Consider the following 24,407-nt stretch of genomic DNA (forward strand, 5'->3'; position numbering starts at 1 on the left):
TCTCTAATGCACTCCTGCTTGTTCTACAAGAGCATGCTGCAGTACTTGATCCATATGAGCAACAGGAATGAATTCGATATCTTCCCGAACACTGTCCGGAATGTCTCTTAAATCACGTTCGTTGTCCTTAGGTAATAAAATTTTCTTGTATCCAGCTCGGTGAGCGGCCAGTGATTTTTCCTTGAGTCCCCCGATGGGTAGCACTCGCCCCCGCAGTGTAATTTCACCCGTCATCGCTACGTGTTTGGATACATGACGATTCGTAAGGGCTGAAATAAGTGCGGTTGCCATCGTGATCCCAGCTGATGGGCCGTCTTTCGGAATAGCACCTTCCGGAATATGAATATGAATATCATTTTTCTCATGGAAGTCTGGCGCAATCCCCAGTTCAATCGCCTTGGAACGGGTATAACTGAATGCTGCTTGTGCAGATTCTTTCATCACGTCTCCAAGTTTCCCAGTAAGGGTTAACTTGCCTGTACCCGGCACAACGGTCACTTCAATCACTAAAGTTTCGCCGCCAACCTCAGTCCATGCTAGACCTGTCACTGTACCGATCTGATCTTCAAGATCTGCTACACCGTATCTAAATTTACCCGGACCAAGATAATCTTTAATCTCTTCCGGTGTAATGACGATACTTCCTTCATATCCTGTCACAATTTTCTTGGCTGCTTTACGGCATAGGGATGCCATCTGCTGTTCCAAGTTCCGTACTCCGGATTCTCTCGTATATTCACGAATGACTTTCAGCAGTGTGTTTTCACCAACCTGAAGCTGCTGCTCCGTAAGACCATGTTCTCGAATCTGCTTTGGCAGCAAATAGCGATTCGCGATTTGCAGTTTCTCAAGTTCCGTATAACCCGGAATATTCAAAAGTTCCATACGATCAAGAAGAGGTCTTGGAATACTGTGTACCGTATTGGCAGTTGTCACAAACATAACGTTCGACAAATCAAAAGGCAGTTCCACAAAATGATCACTAAACGTGTTATTCTGTTCCGGATCTAACACTTCAAGAAGCGCTGATGACGGATCACCGCGGAAGTCAGAAGCCATTTTATCGATCTCATCAAGTAAGAAGACAGGGTTTAGTGAACCGGCTGTTTTCATACCTTGAATGATTCTTCCCGGCATTGCGCCTACGTAGGTACGGCGATGACCGCGAATTTCTGCCTCGTCACGGACTCCGCCAAGTGAGATACGTACAAATTCTCGTCCCAGTGATTTCGCTATAGACCGGGCCAGAGAAGTTTTCCCTACCCCAGGAGGCCCTACAAGACAGAGAATCGGACCTTTGAGCTGCTTAACCAGCTTCTGAACGGCTAAATACTCAAGCACTCTCTCCTTCGGTTTCTCCAGACCATAATGATCTGCATCAAGCACTTCTTCGGCAGCCTGAATATCAAGATCATCTTCCGTCGAACGGCTCCAAGGCAAAGCGAGCAGCCAATCCACGTAATTTCGAATAACGCCGCCTTCAGCAGAGCTTGCTGGCATTTTCTCAAGACGATCGATTTCTTTGTTTACCTTCTCTTGAACCTTCTCGGGCAGATCAAGAGCAGCTGCTTGGTTTCGCAGTTCTTCCACTTCACCCGCACGGCCTTCTTTTTCTCCGAGTTCCTTTTGAATTGCTTTCATTTGCTCACGCAGATAATATTCCTTCTGCGTTTTTTCCATCTGCTTTTTCACACGCTGGCTGATCTTACGTTCAAGCTCCAGAACTTCCCGCTCGTTATTAAGAATATCGAGGAGTTTCTCAAGTCTTTGCTTGACGTTAATCGTCTCCAGAATTTCTTGTTTATCCTTAATCTTAAGAGAAAGGTGACTGGTTATTACATCCGCAAGACGCCCAGGTTCTTCAATATCAGACACTGCTGCGAGTGTCTCCGGGGTAATCTTTTTAGACAGATTTATATAATTTTCGAACTGGTTCAGTAACGTTCTCATTAGAGCATCCGTCTCTGGATGGTTTGTCTCTTCTTCAGGAAGTTCGACTGCCAGCACTTCATAAAAATCAACATTATCTGTGTATTCGGTAATCTCCGCACGTTCCAATCCTTCTACAAGGACCCGAATCGTTCCATTCGGAAGCTTCAGCATCTGTCTGACCTTAGCCACTGTGCCGATCCGGAAGATATCTTCTCTTGTAGGTTCTTCAATATTTACTTCAGATTGGGAGCACAGGAGGATTAAATGTTCTTCTACCATCGCTTTTTCCAAAGCCTTAACTGATTTCTCCCTGCCCACATCGAGATGTAGTACCATACTCGGGTAAACAAGAAGTCCTCTCAAAGGCAGTAAAGGAAAACGACGACCTTTGGCTTTGCTCGGTCCCATCGCTTTCACACCTCCAATGGCTCTCAAGTTGTTATCATTCATTATTTTATCAAATGTTCACATAAAAAACCAATGAAGGGACAAGCATTACATGCTTTCGGTACTATTCAGTTTACCGTTCCGATTATGATCCGCATGCAAAACAGATGGAGAGGAAGGCGGAAAGAGTTCTGCATGCGGAGGAGCGATCTCTTCCACTACTGTTTTTTCCGACTCTCCAAACACATGATGGAACACTTCTTCAGCCGTCTCAACCGGAATTACACGTAAGCCTTCCAAGTTATCAAAAATGGATTGCCAATTTTCAGCTGGAATGATTACTTTTTTGACTCCTGCCTGGAATGCTGCTTCCACCTTAGCCAAAACACCGCCAATTGGTTTCACTTTTCCGTGTATACTGATTTCTCCTGTCATGGCCAGCTCATGATCTACAGGGATCCCTCGAATAGCCGAAACAATCGCCGTCGCCATCGCAATTCCAGCAGAAGGTCCATCAATCGGTGTTCCACCTGGGAAATTAATGTGAAGATCGAAATTAGATGGCGAATACCCCATAGCACGAAGAACAGTTAGTACATTCTCTACAGAACCTTTTGCCATACTTTTGCGGCGCAGTGTTCTTGAACCTCCGCCAATTTCTTCTTCCTCTACGACACCCGTAATGTTATAGGTACCTTTGCCTTTTGCTACAGGTACAGCAGAAACTTCGATTTCAAGCAGCGCCCCCATATTCGGGCCATAAACAGCAAGTCCGTTAACAAAACCGATTTGAGGACGACTTGGCACTTTACGATCAGGTCTTGGCTGAATTTGACTACTGCTCGCTACCCATTCCAAATCAGAGGCTTGAAGTTCATCCCGATTCTCCGTCAGGGCAAGTCCGGCAGCAAGCTGTACGATGTTTACTGCTTCCCGGCCATTTGTCGCATACTTTTTAACAACTTCTACTGCTTCGGGATTCGCCGAAAAACCGATTTTTGATATGGCATCTTCCGCAATCCGCCCAATTTCTTCCGGTAATAGTGCACGGAAAAAGATTTCCATACAGCGAGAACGCAGTGCTGGCGGAATTTCATGTGGAGATCTAGTCGTTGCACCAACAAGTCGAAAATCTGCCGGCAATCCATTTTGGAAAATATCATGGATATAAGCAGGAGTATGCGTATCTTCGGAATTGTAGTACGCACTTTCCAAAATCACTTTGCGATCCTCGAGTACTTTGAGCAGCTTGTTCATCTGGATTGTATGAAGTTCACCGATCTCGTCCACAAATAAAATCCCACCATGCGCTTTGGTAACGGCCCCTGGTTTCGGCTGAGGAACACCAGCTACCCCCATTGCACCCGCTCCTTGATATATCGGATCATGCACCGATCCGATGAGAGGATCTGCAATTCCTCGTTCATCAAAACGTGCTGTGGTCGCATCAATCTCTGTAAATTTGGCATCTGCCTTAAAAGGAGAGGCTGGGTTCTTTTTCGCTTCCTCTAATATGACCCTGGCTGCCGCTGTCTTCCCTACTCCCGGCGGGCCGTAAACAATGACATGCTGGGGATTACCGCTGCAGAGAGCGGCCTTCATGGCGCGCAGCCCATCTTTTTGGCCCACGATATCTTCAAGCTTGGCAGGTCGTGTCTTTTCAGCAAGTGGTTTTGTCAGCGAAATAGCTCTCAGCTTCCGCAGTTTATCCATTTCTTTGCGAGATTCCTTTTCTACCGCACTTCGATTACTCTTTTGCGAGCGCAGCATATTCCAAAAATATAGCCCAATCACAACTCCAAAAAATAAATTGACCAACATAATGATAATCGTTATTTCATTTCCCATATCTATGTCCTCCTGTTTAATCTTTCTTTCACCTATTTTTGCCACGTAAAAAGTTCGATACTTGGTAGTATAGCCTTTTCCCTTTGTGGTAAACGTAAAATACGGATGAAATGGAACAGAAAAACAAAAAAAGCCAACTTTCGCGGGTGGAAAGTTGGCTTATCTTATACAGATAATAATAGATTAGTGCTTACGGCCAGGGATAACCCCTGTTTCTTCATAGGCAACCACAATTTTATCAATTTCTTTTTTGAGTTCATTAACCATCTCAGCCTCAGGTACTTTGCGAATCATCTCTCCATAACGGAATAACAATCCTTCTCCCCGGGCACCGGCAATACCGATATCTGCTTCTCTTGCTTCCCCTGGACCATTCACCGCACAGCCGAGTACAGATACTTTAATCGGTACTTTAATCTGTGAGATATATTCTTCCACTTCGTTTGCAATCGAGAATAAATCAATATCAAGACGTCCACAAGTCGGACAAGAAATGAGCGTAGCTGCATTCGAGATCAGACCAAACGCTTTGAGCAGTTCTCTTGCTACTTTGATTTCTTCTACCGGATCGGCACTTAGTGAAATACGCATTGTTGAACCAATGCCGAGTGAAAGAAGTGCTCCCATTCCCGCTGAACTTTTAATCGTTCCGGAGAATAAGGTGCCGGCTTCCGTAATCCCAAGATGAAGCGGATAAGGAATAACCTGAGCTGCTTTGGTATAAGCTTCAATCGCCATGGGTACGTCAGATGCTTTCAGGGATACGATAATATCGTGAAAATCAAGCTCTTCTAGAATACCAATGTGATAAAGTGCGCTTTCTACCATCGCATCTGCCGTTGGGTATCCGTACTTTTCAAGCAAATGATTCTCAAGAGAACCGGCATTGACTCCAATACGAATCGGAATACCTTTTGCTTTGCAAGCTTCAACTACTGCTTCTACCTTCTCGCGGCGACCGATGTTCCCTGGATTAATACGAACTTTATCAATCCCGTTCTCTATCGCCTTCAAAGCCAGCTTGTAGTTAAAGTGAATATCCGCTACTAGTGGAATATGAATCCGTTTCTTGATTTCTTTAATCGCATCTGCTGCTTCGTCATTATTTACCGTTACGCGAACGATCTGACAACCCGCTTCTTCCAGACGCAAGATCTCAGCAACGGTTGCTTCTACATCGGCTGTTTTTGTCGTACACATACTTTGTATAATTACTTCGTTGCTTCCACCGATGGTAATATCTCCAACTTTTACGGGACGTGTATCCTGTCTCAGAAACATGATGGCTTTCTCTCCCCATAACGTCAAATCTCCACTAGTAAGAGGACTGGAATATCCAGTAATAAGCCCCTGTACCAGTGGAGTATGACTAAATTATTTAAACTAGATAAGTGGGATCAGCCCAGATCACGCACTTTCTTCCTGTTTTTTATCTTTTTCATCTCCACTACGTAATTCAGGTGCTGTTTTTTCTTCAACAACCTGTTGTGTAATTACGCATTTGGTTACATCTTCACGAGATGGCACTTCATACATTACATCAAGCAATAAGCCTTCGATAATGGCACGAAGTCCACGAGCTCCTGTATTCCGTTTGATCGCTTCACGAGCAATGGCCTCAAGTGCTCCTGGTTCAAACTCAAGAGTAACATTATCGAGTTCGAGCATTTTCGTGTACTGTTTAACCAGTGCGTTCTTCGGCTCAGACAGGATGCGAACAAGCGTGTCTTCATCAAGCGGCTCCAAAGTAGAGATGACTGGCAAACGTCCTACAAATTCCGGAATCAAACCGAACTTGAGCAAATCTTCTGGAAGAACCAGACCAAGGTATTCTCCTGGTTTCAAGTCCTTTTGCTCTGTTGCAGAGTTAAAACCAATTACCTTTTTACCGATACGGCGTTTAATCATTTGCTCCAGTCCATCAAAGGCACCGCCGCAAACGAATAAAATATTCGTTGTATCGATCTGGATAAATTCTTGATGTGGATGCTTACGTCCACCTTGCGGCGGTACAGAAGCAACCGTACCCTCCAAAATTTTGAGGAGAGCTTGCTGCACACCTTCACCAGAAACGTCACGTGTAATCGAAGGGTTCTCCGATTTACGTGCAACTTTATCAATTTCATCAATATAAATGATGCCGCGTTCTGCTTTTTCTACATCATAATCCGCTGCTTGGATCAACTTAAGAAGAATATTCTCAACGTCTTCACCCACATAACCTGCTTCCGTCAAAGACGTAGCATCTGCAATTGCAAACGGTACATTCAGGATTTTAGCCATTGTTTGAGCAAGTAAAGTTTTACCAGAACCTGTTGGTCCTAAAAGCAAAATATTACTTTTCGACATTTCCACGTCGTCAACTTTGCTCTGCGTATTAATCCGTTTGTAGTGATTATAAACCGCTACAGACAATGATTTCTTCGCTTGATCTTGACCAATTACATATTGATCGAGAATATCACGAATCTCTTTTGGTTTCGGAATATCCTTCAGATCGATCTCTTCATCATGACCGAGCTCTTCTTCCACGATCTCCGCGCAAAGCTCGATACACTCATCACATATATACACCCCTGGTCCCGCTACCAACTTGCGGACTTGTTCCTGGGATTTACCGCAGAAAGAACATTTCAATTGTCCTTTCTCATCGTTAAATTTAAACATATAACCACCCCTTTAAGAATTGATCGGTTTAGTGAGTACTTGGTCAATGATACGGTACTCTAAAGCTTCTTCCGCACTCATGAAATAGTCACGGTCCGTATCACGCTCGATTTTATCAAGGGGTTGACCTGTACGCTCCACGTAAATCTGATTCAGTTTCTGACGAGTCTTAATGATCCAGTCAGCATGAATCTGAATATCGGATGCCTGACCTTGGACTCCGCCCAGCGGTTGATGTATCATAACTTCACTGTTTTCAAGTGCATATCGCTTACCAGGAGCACCCGCTGTTAATAGCAGCGAACCCATGCTGGCAGCCATACCTACGCAGATCGTGGATACGTCTGGCTTGATAAACTGCATCGTATCATATATACCCAACCCCGCTGTAACAGAACCACCAGGTGAATTGATATATAAACTGATATCTTTTTCCGGATCTTCTGCAGCCAGGAAAAGAAGCTGGGCGATTACAAGATTCGCCACATCATCATCTATTGCACCGCTGAGAAAGATAATCCGATCTTTCAGCAGTCTAGAGTAAATATCGTATGAACGTTCTCCGCGATTCGTTTGTTCAACAACCATAGGTACGAGACTCATGTGTAAACCTCTTTTCCATAATAGAATCTTTACCGCACAAGTCAGGGAAAACATAAGAATCTGCAAACATTATTACAGTCCATCTTATTTTAACATGTTCCCTGTTTCATGTCATATAGATCCGCTTTCTCACATGAACCAATAATAAGAAAGCTTGATCATATTTAACCATTTTTTTTATGTATGTGCAAATGCGCCTTCCGGCATATAGAGTAAAGACCTATATATTAAGTATATGGAAGGATATAAAAATTATCACGCATATTAATTAATATCCATCTAATAATAAAATTTGCTATAAAATGGATATTACTTAGAAAAAATAAGGCACGTAAAAACATTACGTGCCTTATCTGATATACGTGATTCGCATTCAGCATAAATCCATATCCATTCTTGGTCGTGGATTTATACTACATGCTCATATGTGAGTGATTATTCAGCCGCTTCTTCTTTAGCTTCTTCAGCAGGAGCATCTACCTCTTTGCTGTTTGCCAAAAGGAAGTCGATTGTTTTGCGAAGCAATACTTCTTCTTTCAAGCTGTCGAGAGAACCATTGCTTTCAAGAATTTGACGAATCTCTTCAACAGAGCGTTTGAAAGAAGCAGCCATGCTGTTCAGCTCTTCGTTTACATCTTCTTCTGTTACTTCAAGATTCTCTTGTTTACCGATTGCTTCAAGAACCAGGTTGTTACGAACGCGTTTTTCAGCATCGTTTTTCATTTGGTTTTGAAGATCTGCTTCGGTTTGACCAGAGAAGCTCATGAACATTTCAAGGTTCATACCTTGTTGACGAAGACGGTTGTCAAAGTCACGCATCATGTTGCGAACTTCGCTGTTGATCATTCCTTGTGGAATTTCAACTTCAGCATTTTCAGCCGCTTTTTCAACTACGATATTTTCTTGAGTTGCTTTTGCTTCTTCTTCTTTGCGGGAAGCAAGTTGTTTTTTCAGATCTTCTTTGTACTCAACAAGTGTGTCGAATTCACTAACGTCTTTAGCGAACTCATCATCAAGTGCAGGAAGTTCTTTACGTTTGATTTCGTGTACTTTCACTTTGAATACCGCTTTTTTACCAGCTAGTTCAGCTGCATGGTACTCTTCAGGGAATGTCACTTCAACGTCTTTGTTGTCGCCTGTTCCAAGACCAATGACTTGCTCTTCGAAACCAGGGATGAACGTGTTAGATCCAAGTTCAAGAGATTGACGCTCAGCAGATCCGCCTTCGAAAAGTTCACCGTCAACAGAACCTTCGTAGTCGATAACAACAACATCGCCAGATGCTGCTTGTCCTTCTTCAACGACTACAAGTTCAGCATGACGCTGTTGCAGACGCTCTAGTTCAGCAGTCAGTTCTTCTTCAGAAACTTCAGTGCTTACTTTAGGAACTTCAAGACCTTTGTATTCGCCAAGTTCAACTTCAGGTTTAACTACAACTTTTGCTTTAAACTTGAATGTTTGTCCTTTAGCAAATTGATCAACATCTACTTCTGGTTGTTCTACAGGGAAGATTTCTGTTTGATCAACAGCTTCCGTGTATACTTCTGGAAGAAGGATGTCAATTGCATCCTGGTACAAGCTCTCTACACCAAAACGAGCTTCGAAGATTGAACGTGGAACTTTACCTTTACGGAATCCAGGTACATTTATTTTTTTAACGACTTTATTAAAAGCCTTGTCGAGAGCAGCAGCTACACGATCTGCTTCTACTTCAACTTCAAGAACCCCAAGGTTCTTCTCTATTTTTTCCCAAGTTGCTTTCATTTATGCTTTCCCCTCCAAATTTCACGTGTTAACCATTGTCAAGCGCGTACAAAATAACCATTTTAGTATAAACAACATTAAATGCAATTTCAAGGGTAAACCCTTGTAAACACAGCAGGAAAAGTTTTATAACCTATTTTGTGCCCAGTCCTCCTGAAACAAATTGCTTAATTGAGCGATACGCCTGCTCAAATCGGAACCTAACCTCGCTCGTAATCCCATACAGGGTGCGAATCTCTTCTTCATTGTGCGAACCTCCCAAACTCTCAGCCACCGCTGCATGAAGTGCAGCAGCCCACATATCGAGCATGGATTCATCGCCTTCCAGCATAGAGCGGTAATCACTTGTTCCAAAAACGGCCATGATATATTGCGACCAAAGTTCCTGAGCGAAATAAAATAGCGTAGGCTCGTGAACTTCTGTCTGATCTGCGACACGTTCTAGAATCCGAAGAACAGCATGCGGGAAATCTTCTGGTGTCAGAGGTACTGTCTCTATTTCTACTTCGACCTTCTCTGTTCCTCTTTGCAGAGTAACATGAAAGTCAGCCCCTCTTTTTCGCAGGGTTTGAAGTACTCTGAACTGGAGTAATGGATGTAATCTGCTATGTTCAATCCATTCTTTAAGTGACTCATCAACGCTCGGCACGTCTACGTATGCTAACTGGTCAAGCGCAAGCATCGTTTGTTCACTCAGCGGCTCATCCTTCAGAATGCGCAGTAATTTATTCGCATAATCTCCGTCTTCAGCCAGCTTATTCTTCGCATTTTGGCGTGCTAAATCCTCTTCACTTTCAATTTCATCCTCTTCTTCAGAAACCGGATTATTGTCATCAGCACTTATATATTGAGGAAAGGCTGCCCTGAGCCATTCAAGTAGCGCTCCCCATTCTTCATAGTTTCTCTGATCCTGTCCCTGGCACTGAAGCAGAAATTCAAGCAAATTCATCGCTTCCGCATAGCGCTCATTTTCCAGCATAACGGTGAGCTGAATCTGATAAAAGTCTAGTGTCTTAGGAAACAATACAATATTTTTATCTGTAGTGTGCGAACTTGTATCTTTAATTAAGATTACCTCCTCTCTACCCGGAAGCTTAAAGCGACTCGTTGATTATATAGAAACCCGTAGACTATGTATAGCACTAATATATTAGAATAACCGAAAGTGACAAAGAAAAAACATAGAGTTCTCCATTTTATAAAATAATCAGAACAAGCAGAAAAATCACTGCACTCTTTTTATTTTATTTTTACGATAACTATTGATTTTATATTTTATATATGTTATATTCTATTTCGCGCTTGAATTTGTCCCAGTAGCTCAGCTGGATAGAGCAACGGCCTTCTAAGCCGTCGGTCGGGGGTTCGAATCCCTCCTGGGACGTAAATTTATTAAGGCATCCTTTGTTGGATGCCTTTTTTTATGTCCTGGGGATGAGAACCCCTACAAGGGGGCGTCGGAGCTTTTTCTTCGGGAGCTTTACTTCGCAGTCAGCCTGCAAGGCTGTATCCCTCCTGGGACGTAAATACGAAAGGCATCCTTTATTGGATGCCTTTTTTTATGTCCTGGGGATGAGAACCCCTACAAGGGGGCGTCGGAGCTTTTCTTCGGGAGCATTACTTCGCAGTCAGCCTGCAAGGCTGTATCCCTCCTGGGACTTTATATAAATAACAAAAAGAGAGACATTCAACGGGATGTCTCTCTTTTTGTATGAAAGGTATATCTACCATGTATGATAAGTTCCTGCGCTATTGAACTGATCTCTTCTTCAAGCCATTAATGGATCGATCCAATAACATACCGATCAGCATCCAGAAAAGAACAGCGACGATGTATACAACAAAAGAAGAAATATGTACACGATTCATGTTGGGTACAAATTCAATGAACCAAGCAACAGGGCTAACACCCATAAGCAAAATATTGTAGTCATCTAGACCAAAATAGTTCAACAATACCACTAAAAAAGCTACGAAGGGCATCCACACAGCAAATTTTTTCATAGCGCACCTCTCCCTTATAACGTATGTCTGCCGGAAATTCCACATTAATTCGTTCTATCCCCACTGTGATTTCTTATCTTCATAGCGGGTAATACAATACTTTGATTAGATCAGCGATCTACAAGAGTAACAAAAACAAAAAAGACATCTCAAGAGATGTCTTTTCTTTGTACGTCCCAGGAGGGATTCGAACCCCCGACCGACGGCTTAGAAGGCCGTTGCTCTATCCTGCTGAGCTACTGAGACAAGTTATGTAGTTAATTTTCACGTGCGAGATTTATTATACCGTAAAATCACTATTTGTCAAAGCATTTTTTTAAGTATCATCCTGGGCATGCCAGGGTAATATGATGTAAATATAACAAAACAACAAAGGAGCGTTCGTAGCTTATGCGACAACTACTGTCATCTCTGAGTTATTTCAGTATTTTCTTCGCCCCATTTTTGCTTCCACTCATTGTATGGATTATTGCACAAGATAACTATGTTAGGGGGCATGCAAAAAAAGCATTCTTCTCACATGTGTTTCCTTTTCTTGCGCTGATTCCGCTGTTAATCTTCATGTTTAATGCGAACCATACAACTTCTATTATCGGCTACGTGATCCTTTTCTTCATTATTTATATTGCTGTTTTTATCTATAATATCTTTCAAGGTATTAAGGTGTTCCGCGATGATGTTTAATCCCTTGCTGTAATTTAGAAAAGCAGTTGATTCCTTGTGAGTTGTCTCTCCTTGTTATTTATATCTAACAAAAGAGCACAGCCTATGGAATAACTGCTTTTTATTATTCAATCCAATTCAATCCAATTCTCGTACCTTCATTTGCTTCAATCATGTTAAATAAGAAATAAATATAGTAGCGGTACCAAAATAAACAGATAAAGAGAACAAGTCATTCAGTGTAGTGATCAGCGGTCCTGATGCTACGGCAGGGTCTATTCTCAGCTTGTACAAAATGATAGGGATGATGGTTCCCGCCATCGTACCAATAATAATTGTCAGAAGGAGTGAGAATCCAATAACAGCCCCGAGTGCAAAACTCATCTGCCAGAAACCAGCAACAAGTGCAACACTGACACCGCATATTACCCCAATCATGATACCCACGAGTAATTCTCGCCGCAACAGACGGAATATGGTCTTCCGATTCATTTTCGTTTGGGGGCTAAGTCCCCGAATAACCACTGCTAAAGACTGTGTTCCCGTATTTCCTGTCATCCCTGCAATCATCGGCATAAAGAAGGTTAGAGCTACAACCTTACTAAGCGTCCCCTCAAATATGCTGATGATACTACCTGATAACAAACCAAGAAACAATAGCATAATGAGCCAAGGCAGACGGCGCTTGGCAGCGGTCAGTGGGTGTGTGTTAAAATCGATCGTCTTGTCGGTAGCCGACAATTTGTTAATATCTTCATTTGCTTCTGCCCGCAATACGTCAAGGACATCGTCAAAAGTAACAACCCCGATTAATTTTCCATTTGCGTCTTCAACCGGCATAGACACGAGGTCATACTGTTCAAATAAATGGGCTACTTCCTCCTGGTCCATATCTGCCGGAACCTTTACTACATTCTCGCGCATCAAGTTCTCAATCAGATCCGTAGCCTGAGCTAGGACCAAATCACGGTATGTTGTCAGGCCAATCAGTTCTTTCTCTTCATTTAACACGTATAGATCCTGTATATCATTCGTCAGATCTGCAAAATGTTTTACTTTCTCGACTGCTTCGCGAACCGTATATTTCGCATAAAACCATACATAACGGTTCGTCATGATGCCCCCGGCCGTCTCTGGACCAAAGTTCATGAGCTCACGGACCGTCTCTCTCTCCGTTACTTCCATTATAGAGAGCATATATTCTCTCATCTCTTCAGGAATCTCACCTAATAAATCAGCAAGGTCATCGTTATCCATCCGATTTAGAACTTGTGCTGCCTTTTCCTTACTAAGTATGTACAGTGCACTTACTTCAACCATAGGAGAAAGTTCACTTAGCATCCCTGTCAAAGTCTCAATCTCAAGAGCATTCATAAACTGCGGACGATAGACCTCATTTAACTCTTCATAAACAACAGCCAGATCGTAAGGTTCCCATTCTTCAAGCTCACTTACCATCTCATTGATGCGCCCCGTTTTTATAGCTTCTTCAATACTTATAGTCAGGGCCTGCAGGTCCTCTTCTCTACTACGTTTGTCTCGTCTTCTCATTTTCATCACCTTCTGTTCTTATTACAAAATAGATATCAAATCATACTGACCACAACCACACACTGCTGGTCTATGAAACAATTCTTAACCTTGTAAACTCTTACCCGAGCTGGGAAATGCAAAACCAACCAAATTAACAATTTCTTCTTATCCGGCTTTTTTCCGTAACACGTACTGTATGTATTTTCCTTTTTTTAAGTAGACAGCCTCCACCCTTTCCTGAAGAAAGAGTGGAGGCGTCTGTTGCAGCCCGGGTTATTTGTTCCCGAAGCGCATCGGGTTACGATGTACTTCATGTTGATTGTTCTTCGCAAGTACTTCCTCAGCAAACTCATTATTATTCTTATAACGGTTTCCCTTACTTTTCTTGTACTTTGAAGTCACTTTCAGTTCACCTCCCCGGGTTACAGGAGTATTATGTGTAATTGTCGCATTTCATAATCAAAAATATTTGCATCATTTTTGGCTAAAAAGTCGATTTCGTAGATCCTGATTCATAGATCCATAACTCAGCAAAGATTGCATGAACTGCTTTTTTTCTTGCTCAGCCAATAGATCTACCCGATTCTCAAAAGCAATCTCCGTCGCATCCTCAAAAGCGGTATTCTCATTATCGTTATACCAGTCCAGTGTAAGATCATGATGATTTCTTATGATTCTGTGGAGCTCCAGCGATCTGTCTGCACTGCCTGTTATGTATAACAGTAAAGAGGGATCTCCCATTCTGGCGGGTTCTACGGCAACTTCTACACAAGATCGACCATCTAGCTCCAGTTCTTTTGTTATTTTCGCATCCTGAATGACATACATATTTTATTCTCCTTCTGTTAATGTAAGTCTTGTCTATTGACGTAACCCCGTACGATACCATATTGCGACAAATGGCTTCGTGTCTCATTGGTTCCTAACCGATAAATTTCGTTATACACATTTTGAAGTGCTTCCTCATATAACACATTGACGGAGGCTTCTTCTGTATCGGGCCATGGAAAAACATATCCAGGAAAGGCCTCTTCTTCTTTTTCCTGCATTAAACTTAGCAGCCCTTGCAGATTTTCTGCCTGTTCAGGCGTTGCTTGAATGATCCACTCGTAAGAAGCAGCTCTTTGGTCAGCAAGAACGGATCTTCCTCCTACCGACACGAAATACAGGCTCTTTTGCAACGTTCATCGCTCCTCATGCATCGTTTTCACATTTATAGTTTCGGATGGGGACAGACATTTTATGCCTGAATTCGGCATATATTTGTTTTACTGTGAGAATAGAAATATAAGGTAGGACCGCTCTCCACTCCCTAAAGACAAACTTCTGTGGAAGAAACGACCAGAAAGGATGAACTCTCATGTGCGGAATTACTGGATTTATACAGTGGAATCATGATCTCACGCAGGACTCGGAACTTCTTGTTCGCATGACTGAAAGTATGTCGAATCGAGGACCTGATGCGGGAGGAACATGGATCTCTGGACCGTGCGCCTTTGGACATCGAAGACTGAGCGTCATGGACCCTGAGAACGGTGCCCAGCCAATGATTATGAACCACAGCGACAAACAGTATACCCTTGTATACAACGGAGAGCTTTATAATGCGCCCGAGCTAAAAAAAGAATTAGAACAGCGTGGACATCGATTCAAGACCACTTGTGATACAGAGGTGCTTTTGGCAAGTTATGTGGAGTGGGGACCCGGGTGTGTAGACCGGTTTAATGGTATTTTTGCTTTTGTTATATGGGACAGCGGACGTGAACATATTTTTATGGCAAGGGATCGTTTAGGCGTAAAACCGCTCTTCTATAGTCATCAGGGAGATACACTCGTATTTGGTTCCGAACCCAAAGCTCTTCTTCTTCATCCTGCCGTGGAAGCGGTAGTGGGACCCGAGGGTCTTGCGGAAATCTTTATTATCGGTCCTGCAAGAACACCGGGACATGGTGTATATTCTTCAATGAAAGAACTTCGAGCAGGTCATGCCGCTCTATTCACTAGAAATGGCCTCCGTACTTACGCTTACTGGAAGCTTGAGAGCAAGACGCATGAAGATGATGTGGAAGCAACGGCTGCGGAAGTAAGACGTCTGCTTATAGATACGCTTGAGCGTCAGCTTGCTTCGGATGTACCGCTCGGCTCTTTACTATCAGGCGGACTAGATTCAAGTGCACTTTCTGCACTTGCCGTTCATTATTATAAAAGAACAGGGCAAGGCAATATTGATACATTCTCGGTCGATTACGTAGATAATGATAAACATTTTAAAGCCCATGCTTTTCAGCCTAATTCCGATGCCCCTTATATTCAGCGAATGGTCGATGAACTGAAAACGAACCATCATTTTATAAAATTCGATACAGATGAAGTTGTGGAAGCACTAAATGCAGCTACTTTATCCAGAGATTTGCCGGGGATGACTGATATTGATTCCTCGCTTTATTTGTTTTGCCGGGAGATTAAGAAAAAAGCAACGGTTGCTATATCCGGTGAGGCTGCAGACGAAGTATTTGGCGGTTATCCGTGGTTCCATCGTGAAGACATGCTGAACTCCGGCACTTTTCCTTGGGCGGTCGCTCCCAAGATGAGAGCAAGTCTCTTATCTGCTGATATTGCCGAGTGGACTCGTCCGCTTGAATACTTAAATGATCGCTATTCGGATGCTGTCGCAGAAACGCCGCTTCTAGCAGGAGAAACGGGTAAAGCTGCTCAAATGCGTGTGATGTCGTATCTAAATATTACCCGCTTTATGCCAACGCTGCTCGATCGAAAAGACCGGATGAGTATGGGTGTGGGTCTAGAAGTACGTGTCCCTTACTGTGATCATCGTCTGGTTGAGTATGTATTTAATGTCCCTTGGGAAATGAAGATGACCGGGGATCGTGAAAAAGGAATCCTGCGTAAAGCACTCGAAGGCATTCTGCCAGATGATGTGCTATATCGTAAAAAAAGTCCGTATCCTAAAACTCACAATCCAAACTATTTGGCAACAGTACGCCAGCAAATGCTTGATGTGCTGGACGATCCTAATTCACCGGTATTGCCGCTGCTTGATGTGAAGAAAATTAAAGAACTCGCCTCTTCCAAAGACGCGTCTTCAAACTTGCCATGGTTTGGCCAGCTGATGTCTGGTCCTCAGTTATTCGCCTATCTTACGCAAGTTAACTTCTGGCTTAAGACCTACAAAGTCGCGATTCGTTGATTGAAAGACGTAGCAATGTATTATAAAAGAGACCTGCCGCTGGCAGGTCTCTCTTCTCTTCCTGGATCATAATCCTAGGAAGGTATTTGTGTACTTACCGGTATTACTAAGCCTTTAACTTTGCCATCAGTTCGCGCAGTGCAGCTCCCCGATGACTAATGGCTTGCTTCTCATCCAGGCTGAGTTCAGCCATCGTTTTGTCATACTCCGGCAAATAAAAGAGCGGATCATATCCAAAGCCGCCTTGTCCAGCAGCTTCTGATGTAATAAACCCTTCTACTGAACCGAAAGACTCCACCTTGTTTCCCGTTGAAGGATCGTATAGCACTAAGGCACACACAAACCGTGCAGGACTAAGGAGAGGCTGCTCTGTATCTTCACCAAGCTGAAGAGCCCCGAGTGTACTTAGCAGCTTCTCATTATTGTCCGCATCACTCGCATCTTCACCGGCATATCTCGCAGAGTATACGCCTGGGGCTCCGTCCAATCGATCCACACATAAGCCCGAATCGTCAGCGAGTACAGGAAGATGCAGCGCATCGCCTACGGTTTTTGCTTTCTTAAATGCATTAGCAGCAAACGTCTCACCGTCTTCCACCACATCAGGCAAGTCCGGATAGTCATACATGCTCTTTACTTCTATACCAAGCGTAGCAAATGCATGGGAGAATTCACGAACTTTCCCTTTATTCTTAGTGGCTACAATAACAATGGGGCTGTCAAGCTGAAACATGGAGAATCAAGCCTCCCCAATTCCGCGTGAACCGATCTTCATTGCTATCGGACCTAGTGTTTCTTTCTGCAGCTTGATCATCTCAAGCACACCGCGTTCCCCAAGGCTGAGTAATTCGTCCAGTTCCTTACGGCTGAATGGTCTCTCTTCGCCCGTCCCTTGCAGCTCTACAAATTCACCGCTGCCTGTCATCACGATATTCATATCGACTTTCGCTTTGGAATCTTCTTCATAGTTCAGATCAAGCATAGCTTCCTGTCCTACTACACCAACACTCACCGAAGCAAGATAATCAGTGATTGGGAATACAGGCAAACGATGCTGCTGAGCAATTTTGTCAATCGCAATGGCCATCGCAACAAAGGAACCGGTAATGGAAGTTGTACGTGTTCCTCCATCCGCCTGAATCACATCGCAATCAAGGGTAATTGTGCGCTCACCAAGTGCTTGCAAATCAACCACGGACCGCAAAGCGCGTCCAATGAGCCTTTGTATCTCCATGGTACGACCCGTTAATTTGCCGCGAGCTGCCTCACGTTGATTCCGGGTTTGTGTTGCCCGAGGAAGCATGGAATATTCAGCTGTCACCCAGCCTTTGCCTTGTCCCTTCATGAAATGCGGTACTTTCTCATCCACAGTTGCTGTACAAATTACTTTGGTGTCCCCCACCTCAATAAATACGGAACCTTCTGCGAATTTGTTGGTACCTGCGGTCATCTTGATCGGCCTTAGCTGTTCACTGGTGCGTCCGTTAGATCTCATCTTTTACTGCCTCCTACGTCTTAAGCGTCCTGTAATCGTCTTTTTTATTCTACCAAAATGGTCCATCAAAAGCACCTTTACAGGTTAAGAATTATTCATTAAATTGGAATTTCATTAATATACTCGGGTTTCGTTACCGGTTCACCATAATTCTGTTCATCTTCACCCATTACTGTCTGCTGATCATTTAGTGTGATTTTTACTTTGATATCCGGATTACCTGAGTTATCAGCTACTGTCATTACAACCGATTGTAACAACGAAGTAGGGACAGTAACTCCTTCGTCAAAAATATCATCCTGCAGAGCTACGGTCACGATACCATCTTCTCCAGTTACGACCGATTCTAGAAGTGTGCCTGCTGTCAGCACCATATCCAGTTCACCGCTTCCCGGTCCTTTAATGAGTTCAGTCAGGGCTGATTTGAGGCGATCGTTACTTGGTTCTATTAACCTCGTCACAGGAACATAGTACTCTACGCCGTCTGGAGTCGAGTCGGTAAAATATACCGTAACAGGACTTGAGTTTGTGGATAGCGAACTGCCAAGATCAAGATTGATCCCCATCCCTCGTGTTAAAGACTGTGCAACCGGTGTTCCGTTCACTGGCATTTCGTTCAGCTTTTTCCCATCTACCCATAGCTGTACGCTCTGCACATCTGGATTTCCCGTCAGAGTCCAAGTGAGTGCTTCAAGAATTTGACGTTCTTCTTCCGGCTTATACTCCGTAAATTTCGAGTTGAATTCAACAACTGCCAGCTTGTTATCTGTATCAATACTTACATCCTTAATTTCTGTTCCTTGTGGAAGCACACCTGTAAATCCTTCCGGCAAATACCCCGAGTAAGCTCCTCCAGTTACGAGTGCGGCGAGTTCTGATTCTGCAAAGGTTAAATCCCCAAAAGTAGGAAGTGACATAGTAACAGGAGCAAGTAGACCATTCTGATCTTTCAAATAAACCGTAGCTTGCGCTGTTTGAAGAACGCCTCCTTTTCCCTCGGCTGCCTTGATCATCGCAGATTCAATGATGGAAGGCGGCTCGTCAATCGGCTCAGAAGTTTGAGATGGAAATATACCGCATCCTGTAAGTAATACAGGAACCGTAATCAGACCCGCTGCAGATATCATTTTAACCTTGCGCTGGAAACGACTCATATCGATGTCCTCCTAACAATTTTGTACAGATTGTACTACTATGTATACGAGCCCTTGTTTAAAAAATAACTAAATTTTAAAGAAACGGGATAAACTGTGCTTTGACAAAGGAGTGAAGACAATGACACTGGACAATATACCTTATAGCTTGAACAGCCGAAAGGTAGCCGAGGCAACGAATGAATGGCTGGAGAAACGTGGCGTGAAAGTAGAAGAGATTGCGGAACTTGTCATGCTGCTGCAATCAAAATACTATCCTGAGCTCACAATGGAAGAATGCATTCATAACGTGAAACAAGTGCTCAAGAAACGCGAAGTGCAAAATGCAGTAATTACAGGGATCCAGCTAGATATCCTTGCAGAAGAAGGCAAACTCATCTCGCCGCTGCAGGATATGATTAAACATGATGAAGGTCTTTACGGAGTGGATGAAGTGCTCGCTTTTTCTATTGTTAACGTGTATGGCAGTATTGGATTTACCAATTACGGATATATTGACAAATTAAAGCCGGGAATTTTAGAGAAATTAAACGATAAAAACGATGGTCATATTCACACATTCCTTGACGATATTGTAGGTGCTGTCGCTGCTTCAGCAAGCAGCCGGATTGCTCACCGTAAACAAGCGGAGCGGGAAGAAGAACTCGGCGGATATCCGGTTAGAGACGATATGGAAGAGATCATGGAGATCGAAAAATAAACAGTCCTATAGCACTGCACGAGATTGATAAGTTAATAAAAAAAAGGACAACCCTATTCTCTAATCAAGGGTTGTCCTTCGTATTGATTACATAAACATACAGCGGATGCTTGCTTCCCTGCTCTGCGATCGGAGTCAGATCAGCTCTTCCCTGACGAACAAGCTCTTGCAAATGAGCTAACGTCTCTGCCATGGCAAAGCGCATTTGATGAATACCAAATTTCTCTCCAAATAGGGCTATGCAAACTTCAAATGCAGTCTGCGGCTGTTCGCCAATCATTCTCTCCATCTGATTCAGCCGTTCTTCGTGGTGAATCTTCAGCGAATTTACACGCTCACGAAAAGATTTCATCGGATGGCGGTGACCTGGAAAAGCTTTGCGCACAGAGAGTGCTCCCAGCTCGTCTAATCCTTGCATAAAATGCAGCAGCGGCTCTGGATCACTGCCAGGCAGTAAGCTTATATTCGGTGAAATTTGCGGCAAAACCGCATCTCCGCATAGGATCAGCTCTCGGTCCACCTCATAGAATGACAAATGTCCCGGTGCATGCCCGAAAGTTTCAATGACCTGAAACCTCCGTCCCCCCACTTTAAAAGTATCCTCTTCTACATATTGCACCAAGGGTGGTGGGCTGACCTGCGGATCGAAACTTTCTAGGTGAGGAAGCAGCTGCTCCGCCCACTTTTCTGTCATACCATGACAGCGAAAATACGCTGGCAGAACGTGATTAATCTCCGCCGCTTTTCCCCACATAAATTCCGCTTCCTGATGTGCCCTTTGAGACATCCATACGCTTGCACCTGTCTCTTCCTGCATCCAGCCGGCTAGTCCGTAATGATCTGGGTGATGATGCGTCAGCACAATATCCGTAATCTCCTGCGGCGAAATCGATAGTTTATTCCAGACTACGCGCCACTCCTCTTCCGTCTGATTGCTGCGCGGGCCAGGATCCACAATGACAACACCTTTCTCCCCTCTCCACAGATAACTGTTCACCCATCGTAATGGGCCGGACATGGAGATTTTAACCTGTGTCAATTGTTCTTCCTCGTGGAATGTCCACTCAGGCAGTTTCATATGTTTCCTCTCTCTTCTATAACTGACATAAAAATAAATATAAAGATTCCCGTCTGTTTCAAACCGATAGGTAAGGTCGTATTAAAATGGGAGGGGTTATCGTATTTGAACCCCTATAAAACTTACTATATAATGTGCGGACAAAGAAAGTTTACCAGAAAAATGAGGCGAGGAGGTACACCTTAATGATCCATATTGGTCTAACGGGCTGGGGCGACCATGATGATCTGTACCTGCCCGGCACGAAATCCAAAGATAAACTGGCCGAATACAGCGCCCATTTTCCCATTGTGGAAGTTGACAGCAGCTTCTATGCTGTTCAGCCGGCAGATCGCATGGCAAAGTGGGCTGAAGATACACCGGAACACTTTTCATTTATTGTCAAAGCGTATCAAGGGATGACAGGTCATCTTCGCGGCAAACCTTACTTTACAGACACAGAAAGTATGTATACTGCGTTTAACGAATCTCTTAAACCTATGATCGAATGCGGCAAACTAAAAGCTGTGTTATTTCAGTTTCCGCCTTGGTTTGATTGTACGCGGGACAACGTAAATACACTGCGTGAGATCAAGGAACGTATGCAAGGAATTCCTTGTGCACTGGAGTTTCGCCACCAGAGCTGGTTTGAAGGTGACATGCAGGCTAAAACACTTGCCTTCATGCGCCGGGAAGGCTGGATTCACAGTATCTGCGATGAACCGGACGCGGGACGAGGCTCTGTACCCACTATCCTATCCGCCACAGACGATGACCTGTCCATTATTCGGTTCCATGGAAGAAATGCCGCCGGCTGGCACCAAAGCGGGGCTCCTAACTGGAGAGAAGTGAGATATCTTTACCGCTACAACGAAGAAGAACTTGCCGATTGGAAGCTAAAACTGGATAAGTTAGCTCGTCAAAGCAAAGAAATCTGCATCGTTTTTAACAACAACTCCGGCGGAGATGCCGCTGCTAATGCGAAACAGCTCATGATCTTATTAGGCATGTCACCACAGCCGCTCGCTTCCGATATCGTGAAACAAAGACAGGAAGAAGAACCCGAGCAGCTTGAACTCTTCTAGCCAGGAGCTATATACAAAAAGGGCAAGGGACTCTATATGAGCCTCTTACCCTTTTTTATCATTTGAACGAATCTTTGGATTCACACTTAAGAAGAACGAGGTGAAACCGCTGCGGCTTCAGCAGCTTCTGTTTTTTTAAGTTCATTTTGTAAACGCAACGCTTCTACACCTGCAAGAAGCACGATTCCAATTCCATGCGTATCATTCAGGTTCCATCCTAAATCATCTTTATAATAAGCCGCTGTAAACGAATATCCTGAGCCGCGGCAGACACCGTAAATATTGCCTTTCGCATCAATCGCAACACGAGTCAGCCCTCTCCAGCCTTGGAATACCGCATCAATATACGGAGCAGGCTCGGTCAACCAACCGTTGCGAATCCCTTTGGCATAAGCATAAATAAACATAGACGTGCAAGAGCTTTCTTCATAACTATCAGGACGGTTTAGTACCTGATGCCACAGACCATTCTCTCCTTGCAGACGAAGATAACCTTCACACAAATCCCTGTAAAAAGATATCAGTTCGGAGCGCTTGGCATGATTCTCAGGAAGGATCTCCAGAAGTTCAGTGAGTGAAAAAAGCACCCACCCATTTCCTCGTCCCCATGGGATTCCCGTTGCGCTGCCTCTAACAAAATCATATACATGAGACATCACTTGCAGTTTCGGGATATAGAGATATTTGCGGAACAGCAAAAATTGTTGTACCGCATCCTCTAGATACGAGGAATCCCCGGTTAGCCGCGCGTAACGGGAGAGAAAAGGAGTGCTCATGTATAAATCGTCGCACCACATTGTCTCCTGGCGCATCTCACCACTGCCTCTTTGGCGAAAGAAAGCCCCGTCTTCCAAACGTTCTTGCACCTCCGTAATATAAGCAGCAATACGGTCTGCTGTCTCTCTTCCATAAGGAATATCCGCTAGATCCATCGCAGCCATCATCGTCGCTCCAAAAGAACCGCAGTCATCCAAACTATCGATGGCTGACAGCTGATTATTAATCCCTGCCGCTCCATACATTGCTCTGTCCCATAACCCATACTGATCAAAGGCAGTACTGAGTGAAATATGATCTACGCCATAGCGAATATAATCTTCTCTTCCAAGCTCCGTTCCCGTATGCAGAAGGCCGAGTAATGTGACCCCTAAAGGATAATTCCATTTGCCATAATGTGTGTTTTCGAGATAAGGCCGGATGGTCGTTCCTGGCTGATCCAGCTCATAGTATACGCCTCGTTTGCCATCATCAAATACACGGTGCACTTCCTTAACCTGAGCAGGGGTCAGGTTGGTTCCCAGCTCAAAAGGTCCTAGGTATAAGTATGGATCGCGGCCACCCGCTACTGGATAAGGTGAGATCAGTGTTGCCCCGCTCTCCTGCTCGATCTTCTCCAGATGAAATCCCCACTTGGAAACCGAAGAATCAAGACAGGCTCCCTTAATGAGTAGATGATAAACACCGAACTTGCGCTGAATCGGCAGTGTTAGTTCTCCTTCAGATACCTTTGATTCATAGATCATCGCTCCATCTAAGTAAACCGTAATCGGTCCGTCGTGTCTGCCTTTCAATAAAAGAGGGGTGCTTCCCGGCTTATTTACAGCAATTGTTGTCCAGGCGTACGCTTCCGCCTGCTGCTCTGTTCCATAGAGCCTTGCGAATACTCCAGAATGGTCCTCTAGTTCAGTCCAATGCTGCTGAGGATACCAGGTAAACCCTGTTTCTTCTTCGGTCATTCCTTGGCGAGGCAGCTCTGCCGGAGGTTCCTCAAACGCTTCTGAATACAGCCACCCTTCCATTCCGTCCCGGTCATGACTTGGAACAATAAAATGAAGAGGGAAATTCTTAAACGAACCTGTACCAAAGACACCGCCAAACCCAACATCAGTCTTCACAAACTGAAGAATGACATCATTCCAGCCGTACTGAACGGGAATTTGCAGAGCAGTACGTCTTTCGGGAAATAGCTCCTGATGCAGATCCGAAGTGAAAAACAAGGCTCCGTTCACATAAATTTTCACAGGACTATAACAGCTTAAACTCATATTCAGTTTCGTTTCCTGCGGATGTCCGCTCCACAACTTTCCCCATACATAAGCATAACTTCCGGTAGTCGCTTCCGGCAGACGTTCACAGAGATCCATCTCATATCTATAATCCGAAAGTCTCTTAAATCCTTCTCTATGAAAGGCGCGAAATAGAAACGAATGCTTAGGATTATCCCCGATATATCGCTGTGCGATTGTCTCAAGCACTTCTGGTATCGAGTCAGGTACACGGCTCGCTATCGCTTCATTAGCATGAAAATAT

At 44.0% G+C, this 24,407-nt stretch carries 21 protein-coding genes and 2 tRNA genes; 5 read left to right on the forward strand and 18 right to left on the reverse strand.

Annotated elements, in window-relative coordinates; all coding sequences use genetic code 11:
- Nucleotides 1-3: 3 nt before the first annotated feature.
- The 7 genes from lon to KJS58_RS20015 form a co-directional block, all read right to left on the reverse strand.
- A complete protein-coding gene (gene lon, locus KJS58_RS19985; protein WP_213535199.1) occupies nucleotides 4-2,340 on the reverse strand; it encodes an endopeptidase La in 2,337 nt (778 codons plus the stop codon).
- A gap of 87 nt (nucleotides 2,341-2,427) precedes the next feature.
- Nucleotides 2,428-4,167: an ATP-dependent protease LonB gene (gene lonB / locus KJS58_RS19990; protein ID WP_213535200.1), complete on the reverse strand. Its 1,740-nt coding sequence runs from the start codon at nucleotides 4,165-4,167 to the stop codon at nucleotides 2,428-2,430.
- Nucleotides 4,168-4,350: 183 nt separating this feature from the next.
- The gene (ispG, locus tag KJS58_RS19995; protein WP_213535201.1) at nucleotides 4,351-5,448 is read right to left on the reverse strand and encodes a flavodoxin-dependent (E)-4-hydroxy-3-methylbut-2-enyl-diphosphate synthase; all 1,098 of its coding nucleotides are present in this window, start codon (nucleotides 5,446-5,448) and stop codon (nucleotides 4,351-4,353) included.
- A 126-nt stretch (nucleotides 5,449-5,574) separates the two neighbouring features.
- On the reverse strand, nucleotides 5,575-6,834 hold the full coding sequence (gene clpX, locus KJS58_RS20000) for an ATP-dependent protease ATP-binding subunit ClpX (protein ID WP_213535202.1): 1,260 nt from the start codon (nucleotides 6,832-6,834) through the stop codon (nucleotides 5,575-5,577).
- Nucleotides 6,835-6,846: 12 nt separating this feature from the next.
- Complete coding sequence (gene clpP, locus KJS58_RS20005) at nucleotides 6,847-7,437, reverse strand: ATP-dependent Clp endopeptidase proteolytic subunit ClpP (protein ID WP_191802208.1); 591 nt, start codon at nucleotides 7,435-7,437, stop codon at nucleotides 6,847-6,849.
- A 435-nt stretch (nucleotides 7,438-7,872) separates the two neighbouring features.
- Nucleotides 7,873-9,201 carry a trigger factor gene (tig, locus tag KJS58_RS20010; RefSeq protein WP_213535204.1) on the reverse strand — a complete coding sequence of 443 codons (1,329 nt, stop codon included), beginning with the start codon at nucleotides 9,199-9,201 and terminating at the stop codon, nucleotides 7,873-7,875.
- 133 nt (nucleotides 9,202-9,334) lie between these two features.
- Nucleotides 9,335-10,273, reverse strand: a complete 939-nt coding sequence (locus KJS58_RS20015; protein WP_213535261.1) for a hypothetical protein — start codon at nucleotides 10,271-10,273, stop codon at nucleotides 9,335-9,337.
- 238 nt (nucleotides 10,274-10,511) lie between these two features.
- Here KJS58_RS20015 and KJS58_RS20020 point away from each other — a divergent pair.
- A tRNA-Arg gene (locus tag KJS58_RS20020) sits at nucleotides 10,512-10,585 on the forward strand.
- Nucleotides 10,586-10,950: 365 nt separating this feature from the next.
- On the opposite strand, the gene KJS58_RS20025 is transcribed toward KJS58_RS20020, so the two are convergent.
- On the reverse strand, nucleotides 10,951-11,205 hold the full coding sequence (locus KJS58_RS20025; RefSeq protein WP_213535205.1) for a hypothetical protein: 255 nt from the start codon (nucleotides 11,203-11,205) through the stop codon (nucleotides 10,951-10,953).
- A 172-nt stretch (nucleotides 11,206-11,377) separates the two neighbouring features.
- A tRNA-Arg gene (locus KJS58_RS20030) sits at nucleotides 11,378-11,451 on the reverse strand.
- A gap of 144 nt (nucleotides 11,452-11,595) precedes the next feature.
- Here KJS58_RS20030 and KJS58_RS20035 point away from each other — a divergent pair.
- On the forward strand, nucleotides 11,596-11,889 hold the full coding sequence (locus tag KJS58_RS20035; RefSeq protein WP_213535206.1) for a magnetosome magnetite crystal formation protein family: 294 nt from the start codon (nucleotides 11,596-11,598) through the stop codon (nucleotides 11,887-11,889).
- A 150-nt stretch (nucleotides 11,890-12,039) separates the two neighbouring features.
- On the opposite strand, the gene mgtE is transcribed toward KJS58_RS20035, so the two are convergent.
- From mgtE to KJS58_RS20050, 4 genes are all read right to left on the reverse strand, one after another.
- On the reverse strand, nucleotides 12,040-13,419 hold the full coding sequence (mgtE, locus tag KJS58_RS20040) for a magnesium transporter (RefSeq protein WP_213535209.1): 1,380 nt from the start codon (nucleotides 13,417-13,419) through the stop codon (nucleotides 12,040-12,042).
- Between the two features lie 255 nt (nucleotides 13,420-13,674).
- The gene (locus KJS58_RS25685; RefSeq protein ID WP_283771312.1) at nucleotides 13,675-13,803 is read right to left on the reverse strand and encodes a hypothetical protein; all 129 of its coding nucleotides are present in this window, start codon (nucleotides 13,801-13,803) and stop codon (nucleotides 13,675-13,677) included.
- Nucleotides 13,804-13,875: 72 nt separating this feature from the next.
- On the reverse strand, nucleotides 13,876-14,229 hold the full coding sequence (locus tag KJS58_RS20045; RefSeq protein ID WP_213535210.1) for a hypothetical protein: 354 nt from the start codon (nucleotides 14,227-14,229) through the stop codon (nucleotides 13,876-13,878).
- A gap of 17 nt (nucleotides 14,230-14,246) precedes the next feature.
- Nucleotides 14,247-14,582 (reverse strand): hypothetical protein, encoded by a 336-nt coding sequence (locus KJS58_RS20050; protein WP_213535211.1) that lies wholly within the window; start codon nucleotides 14,580-14,582, stop codon nucleotides 14,247-14,249.
- A 179-nt stretch (nucleotides 14,583-14,761) separates the two neighbouring features.
- Between KJS58_RS20050 and asnB the strand changes: the two genes are divergently transcribed.
- Nucleotides 14,762-16,606 carry an asparagine synthase (glutamine-hydrolyzing) gene (gene asnB, locus KJS58_RS20055; protein WP_213535213.1) on the forward strand — a complete coding sequence of 615 codons (1,845 nt, stop codon included), beginning with the start codon at nucleotides 14,762-14,764 and terminating at the stop codon, nucleotides 16,604-16,606.
- A gap of 106 nt (nucleotides 16,607-16,712) precedes the next feature.
- Here asnB and KJS58_RS20060 read toward each other — a convergent pair whose 3' ends face one another.
- The 3 genes from KJS58_RS20060 to KJS58_RS20070 all read right to left on the reverse strand — a co-directional run bounded on the left by KJS58_RS20060 (nucleotide 16,713) and on the right by KJS58_RS20070 (nucleotide 19,255).
- The gene (locus tag KJS58_RS20060) at nucleotides 16,713-17,339 is read right to left on the reverse strand and encodes an XTP/dITP diphosphatase (protein ID WP_213535214.1); all 627 of its coding nucleotides are present in this window, start codon (nucleotides 17,337-17,339) and stop codon (nucleotides 16,713-16,715) included.
- Between the two features lie 6 nt (nucleotides 17,340-17,345).
- On the reverse strand, nucleotides 17,346-18,101 hold the full coding sequence (gene rph / locus KJS58_RS20065; RefSeq protein ID WP_213535215.1) for a ribonuclease PH: 756 nt from the start codon (nucleotides 18,099-18,101) through the stop codon (nucleotides 17,346-17,348).
- A gap of 98 nt (nucleotides 18,102-18,199) precedes the next feature.
- Nucleotides 18,200-19,255 (reverse strand): GerMN domain-containing protein, encoded by a 1,056-nt coding sequence (locus KJS58_RS20070; RefSeq protein ID WP_213535216.1) that lies wholly within the window; start codon nucleotides 19,253-19,255, stop codon nucleotides 18,200-18,202.
- A 121-nt stretch (nucleotides 19,256-19,376) separates the two neighbouring features.
- Between KJS58_RS20070 and KJS58_RS20075 the strand changes: the two genes are divergently transcribed.
- Nucleotides 19,377-19,955, forward strand: a complete 579-nt coding sequence (locus KJS58_RS20075; RefSeq protein ID WP_213535218.1) for a phosphatidylglycerophosphatase A family protein — start codon at nucleotides 19,377-19,379, stop codon at nucleotides 19,953-19,955.
- Between the two features lie 64 nt (nucleotides 19,956-20,019).
- Here the strand turns inward: KJS58_RS20075 and KJS58_RS20080 are convergent, their stop codons facing one another.
- Nucleotides 20,020-21,033, reverse strand: coding sequence for an MBL fold metallo-hydrolase (locus KJS58_RS20080; protein WP_213535219.1), 1,014 nt, complete (start codon nucleotides 21,031-21,033; stop codon nucleotides 20,020-20,022).
- Nucleotides 21,034-21,218: 185 nt separating this feature from the next.
- Here KJS58_RS20080 and KJS58_RS20085 point away from each other — a divergent pair, with 185 nt between their 5' ends.
- The gene (locus KJS58_RS20085) at nucleotides 21,219-22,097 is read left to right on the forward strand and encodes a DUF72 domain-containing protein (protein ID WP_213535220.1); all 879 of its coding nucleotides are present in this window, start codon (nucleotides 21,219-21,221) and stop codon (nucleotides 22,095-22,097) included.
- Between the two features lie 86 nt (nucleotides 22,098-22,183).
- Here KJS58_RS20085 and KJS58_RS20090 read toward each other — a convergent pair whose 3' ends face one another.
- A complete protein-coding gene (locus KJS58_RS20090; protein WP_249717679.1) occupies nucleotides 22,184-24,352 on the reverse strand; it encodes a glycoside hydrolase family 88/105 protein in 2,169 nt (722 codons plus the stop codon).
- Between the last annotated feature and the right edge of the window lie 55 nt (nucleotides 24,353-24,407).

This window comes from Paenibacillus sp. J45TS6 (assembly GCF_018403285.1).
Lineage (GTDB): Bacteria > Bacillota > Bacilli > Paenibacillales > Paenibacillaceae > Paenibacillus.

What these genes read in the sequence shown, in the direction of transcription:
- lon (WP_213535199.1), bottom strand. Translation starts at nt 2,340, where the DNA reads ATGGGACCGAGCAAAGCCAAAGGTCGTCGTTTTCCTTTACTGCCTTTG.
- lonB (WP_213535200.1), bottom strand. Translation starts at nt 4,167, where the DNA reads ATGGGAAATGAAATAACGATTATCATTATGTTGGTCAATTTATTTTTT.
- ispG (WP_213535201.1), bottom strand. Translation starts at nt 5,448, where the DNA reads ATGTTTCTGAGACAGGATACACGTCCCGTAAAAGTTGGAGATATTACC.
- clpX (WP_213535202.1), bottom strand. Translation starts at nt 6,834, where the DNA reads ATGTTTAAATTTAACGATGAGAAAGGACAATTGAAATGTTCTTTCTGC.
- clpP (WP_191802208.1), bottom strand. Translation starts at nt 7,437, where the DNA reads ATGAGTCTCGTACCTATGGTTGTTGAACAAACGAATCGCGGAGAACGT.
- tig (WP_213535204.1), bottom strand. Translation starts at nt 9,201, where the DNA reads ATGAAAGCAACTTGGGAAAAAATAGAGAAGAACCTTGGGGTTCTTGAA.
- KJS58_RS20025 (WP_213535205.1), bottom strand. Translation starts at nt 11,205, where the DNA reads ATGAAAAAATTTGCTGTGTGGATGCCCTTCGTAGCTTTTTTAGTGGTA.
- KJS58_RS20035 (WP_213535206.1), top strand. Translation starts at nt 11,596, where the DNA reads ATGCGACAACTACTGTCATCTCTGAGTTATTTCAGTATTTTCTTCGCC.
- mgtE (WP_213535209.1), bottom strand. Translation starts at nt 13,419, where the DNA reads ATGAGAAGACGAGACAAACGTAGTAGAGAAGAGGACCTGCAGGCCCTG.
- KJS58_RS20045 (WP_213535210.1), bottom strand. Translation starts at nt 14,229, where the DNA reads ATGTATGTCATTCAGGATGCGAAAATAACAAAAGAACTGGAGCTAGAT.
- asnB (WP_213535213.1), top strand. Translation starts at nt 14,762, where the DNA reads ATGTGCGGAATTACTGGATTTATACAGTGGAATCATGATCTCACGCAG.
- KJS58_RS20060 (WP_213535214.1), bottom strand. Translation starts at nt 17,339, where the DNA reads ATGTTTCAGCTTGACAGCCCCATTGTTATTGTAGCCACTAAGAATAAA.
- rph (WP_213535215.1), bottom strand. Translation starts at nt 18,101, where the DNA reads ATGAGATCTAACGGACGCACCAGTGAACAGCTAAGGCCGATCAAGATG.
- KJS58_RS20070 (WP_213535216.1), bottom strand. Translation starts at nt 19,255, where the DNA reads ATGAGTCGTTTCCAGCGCAAGGTTAAAATGATATCTGCAGCGGGTCTG.
- KJS58_RS20075 (WP_213535218.1), top strand. Translation starts at nt 19,377, where the DNA reads ATGACACTGGACAATATACCTTATAGCTTGAACAGCCGAAAGGTAGCC.
- KJS58_RS20080 (WP_213535219.1), bottom strand. Translation starts at nt 21,033, where the DNA reads ATGAAACTGCCTGAGTGGACATTCCACGAGGAAGAACAATTGACACAG.
- KJS58_RS20085 (WP_213535220.1), top strand. Translation starts at nt 21,219, where the DNA reads ATGATCCATATTGGTCTAACGGGCTGGGGCGACCATGATGATCTGTAC.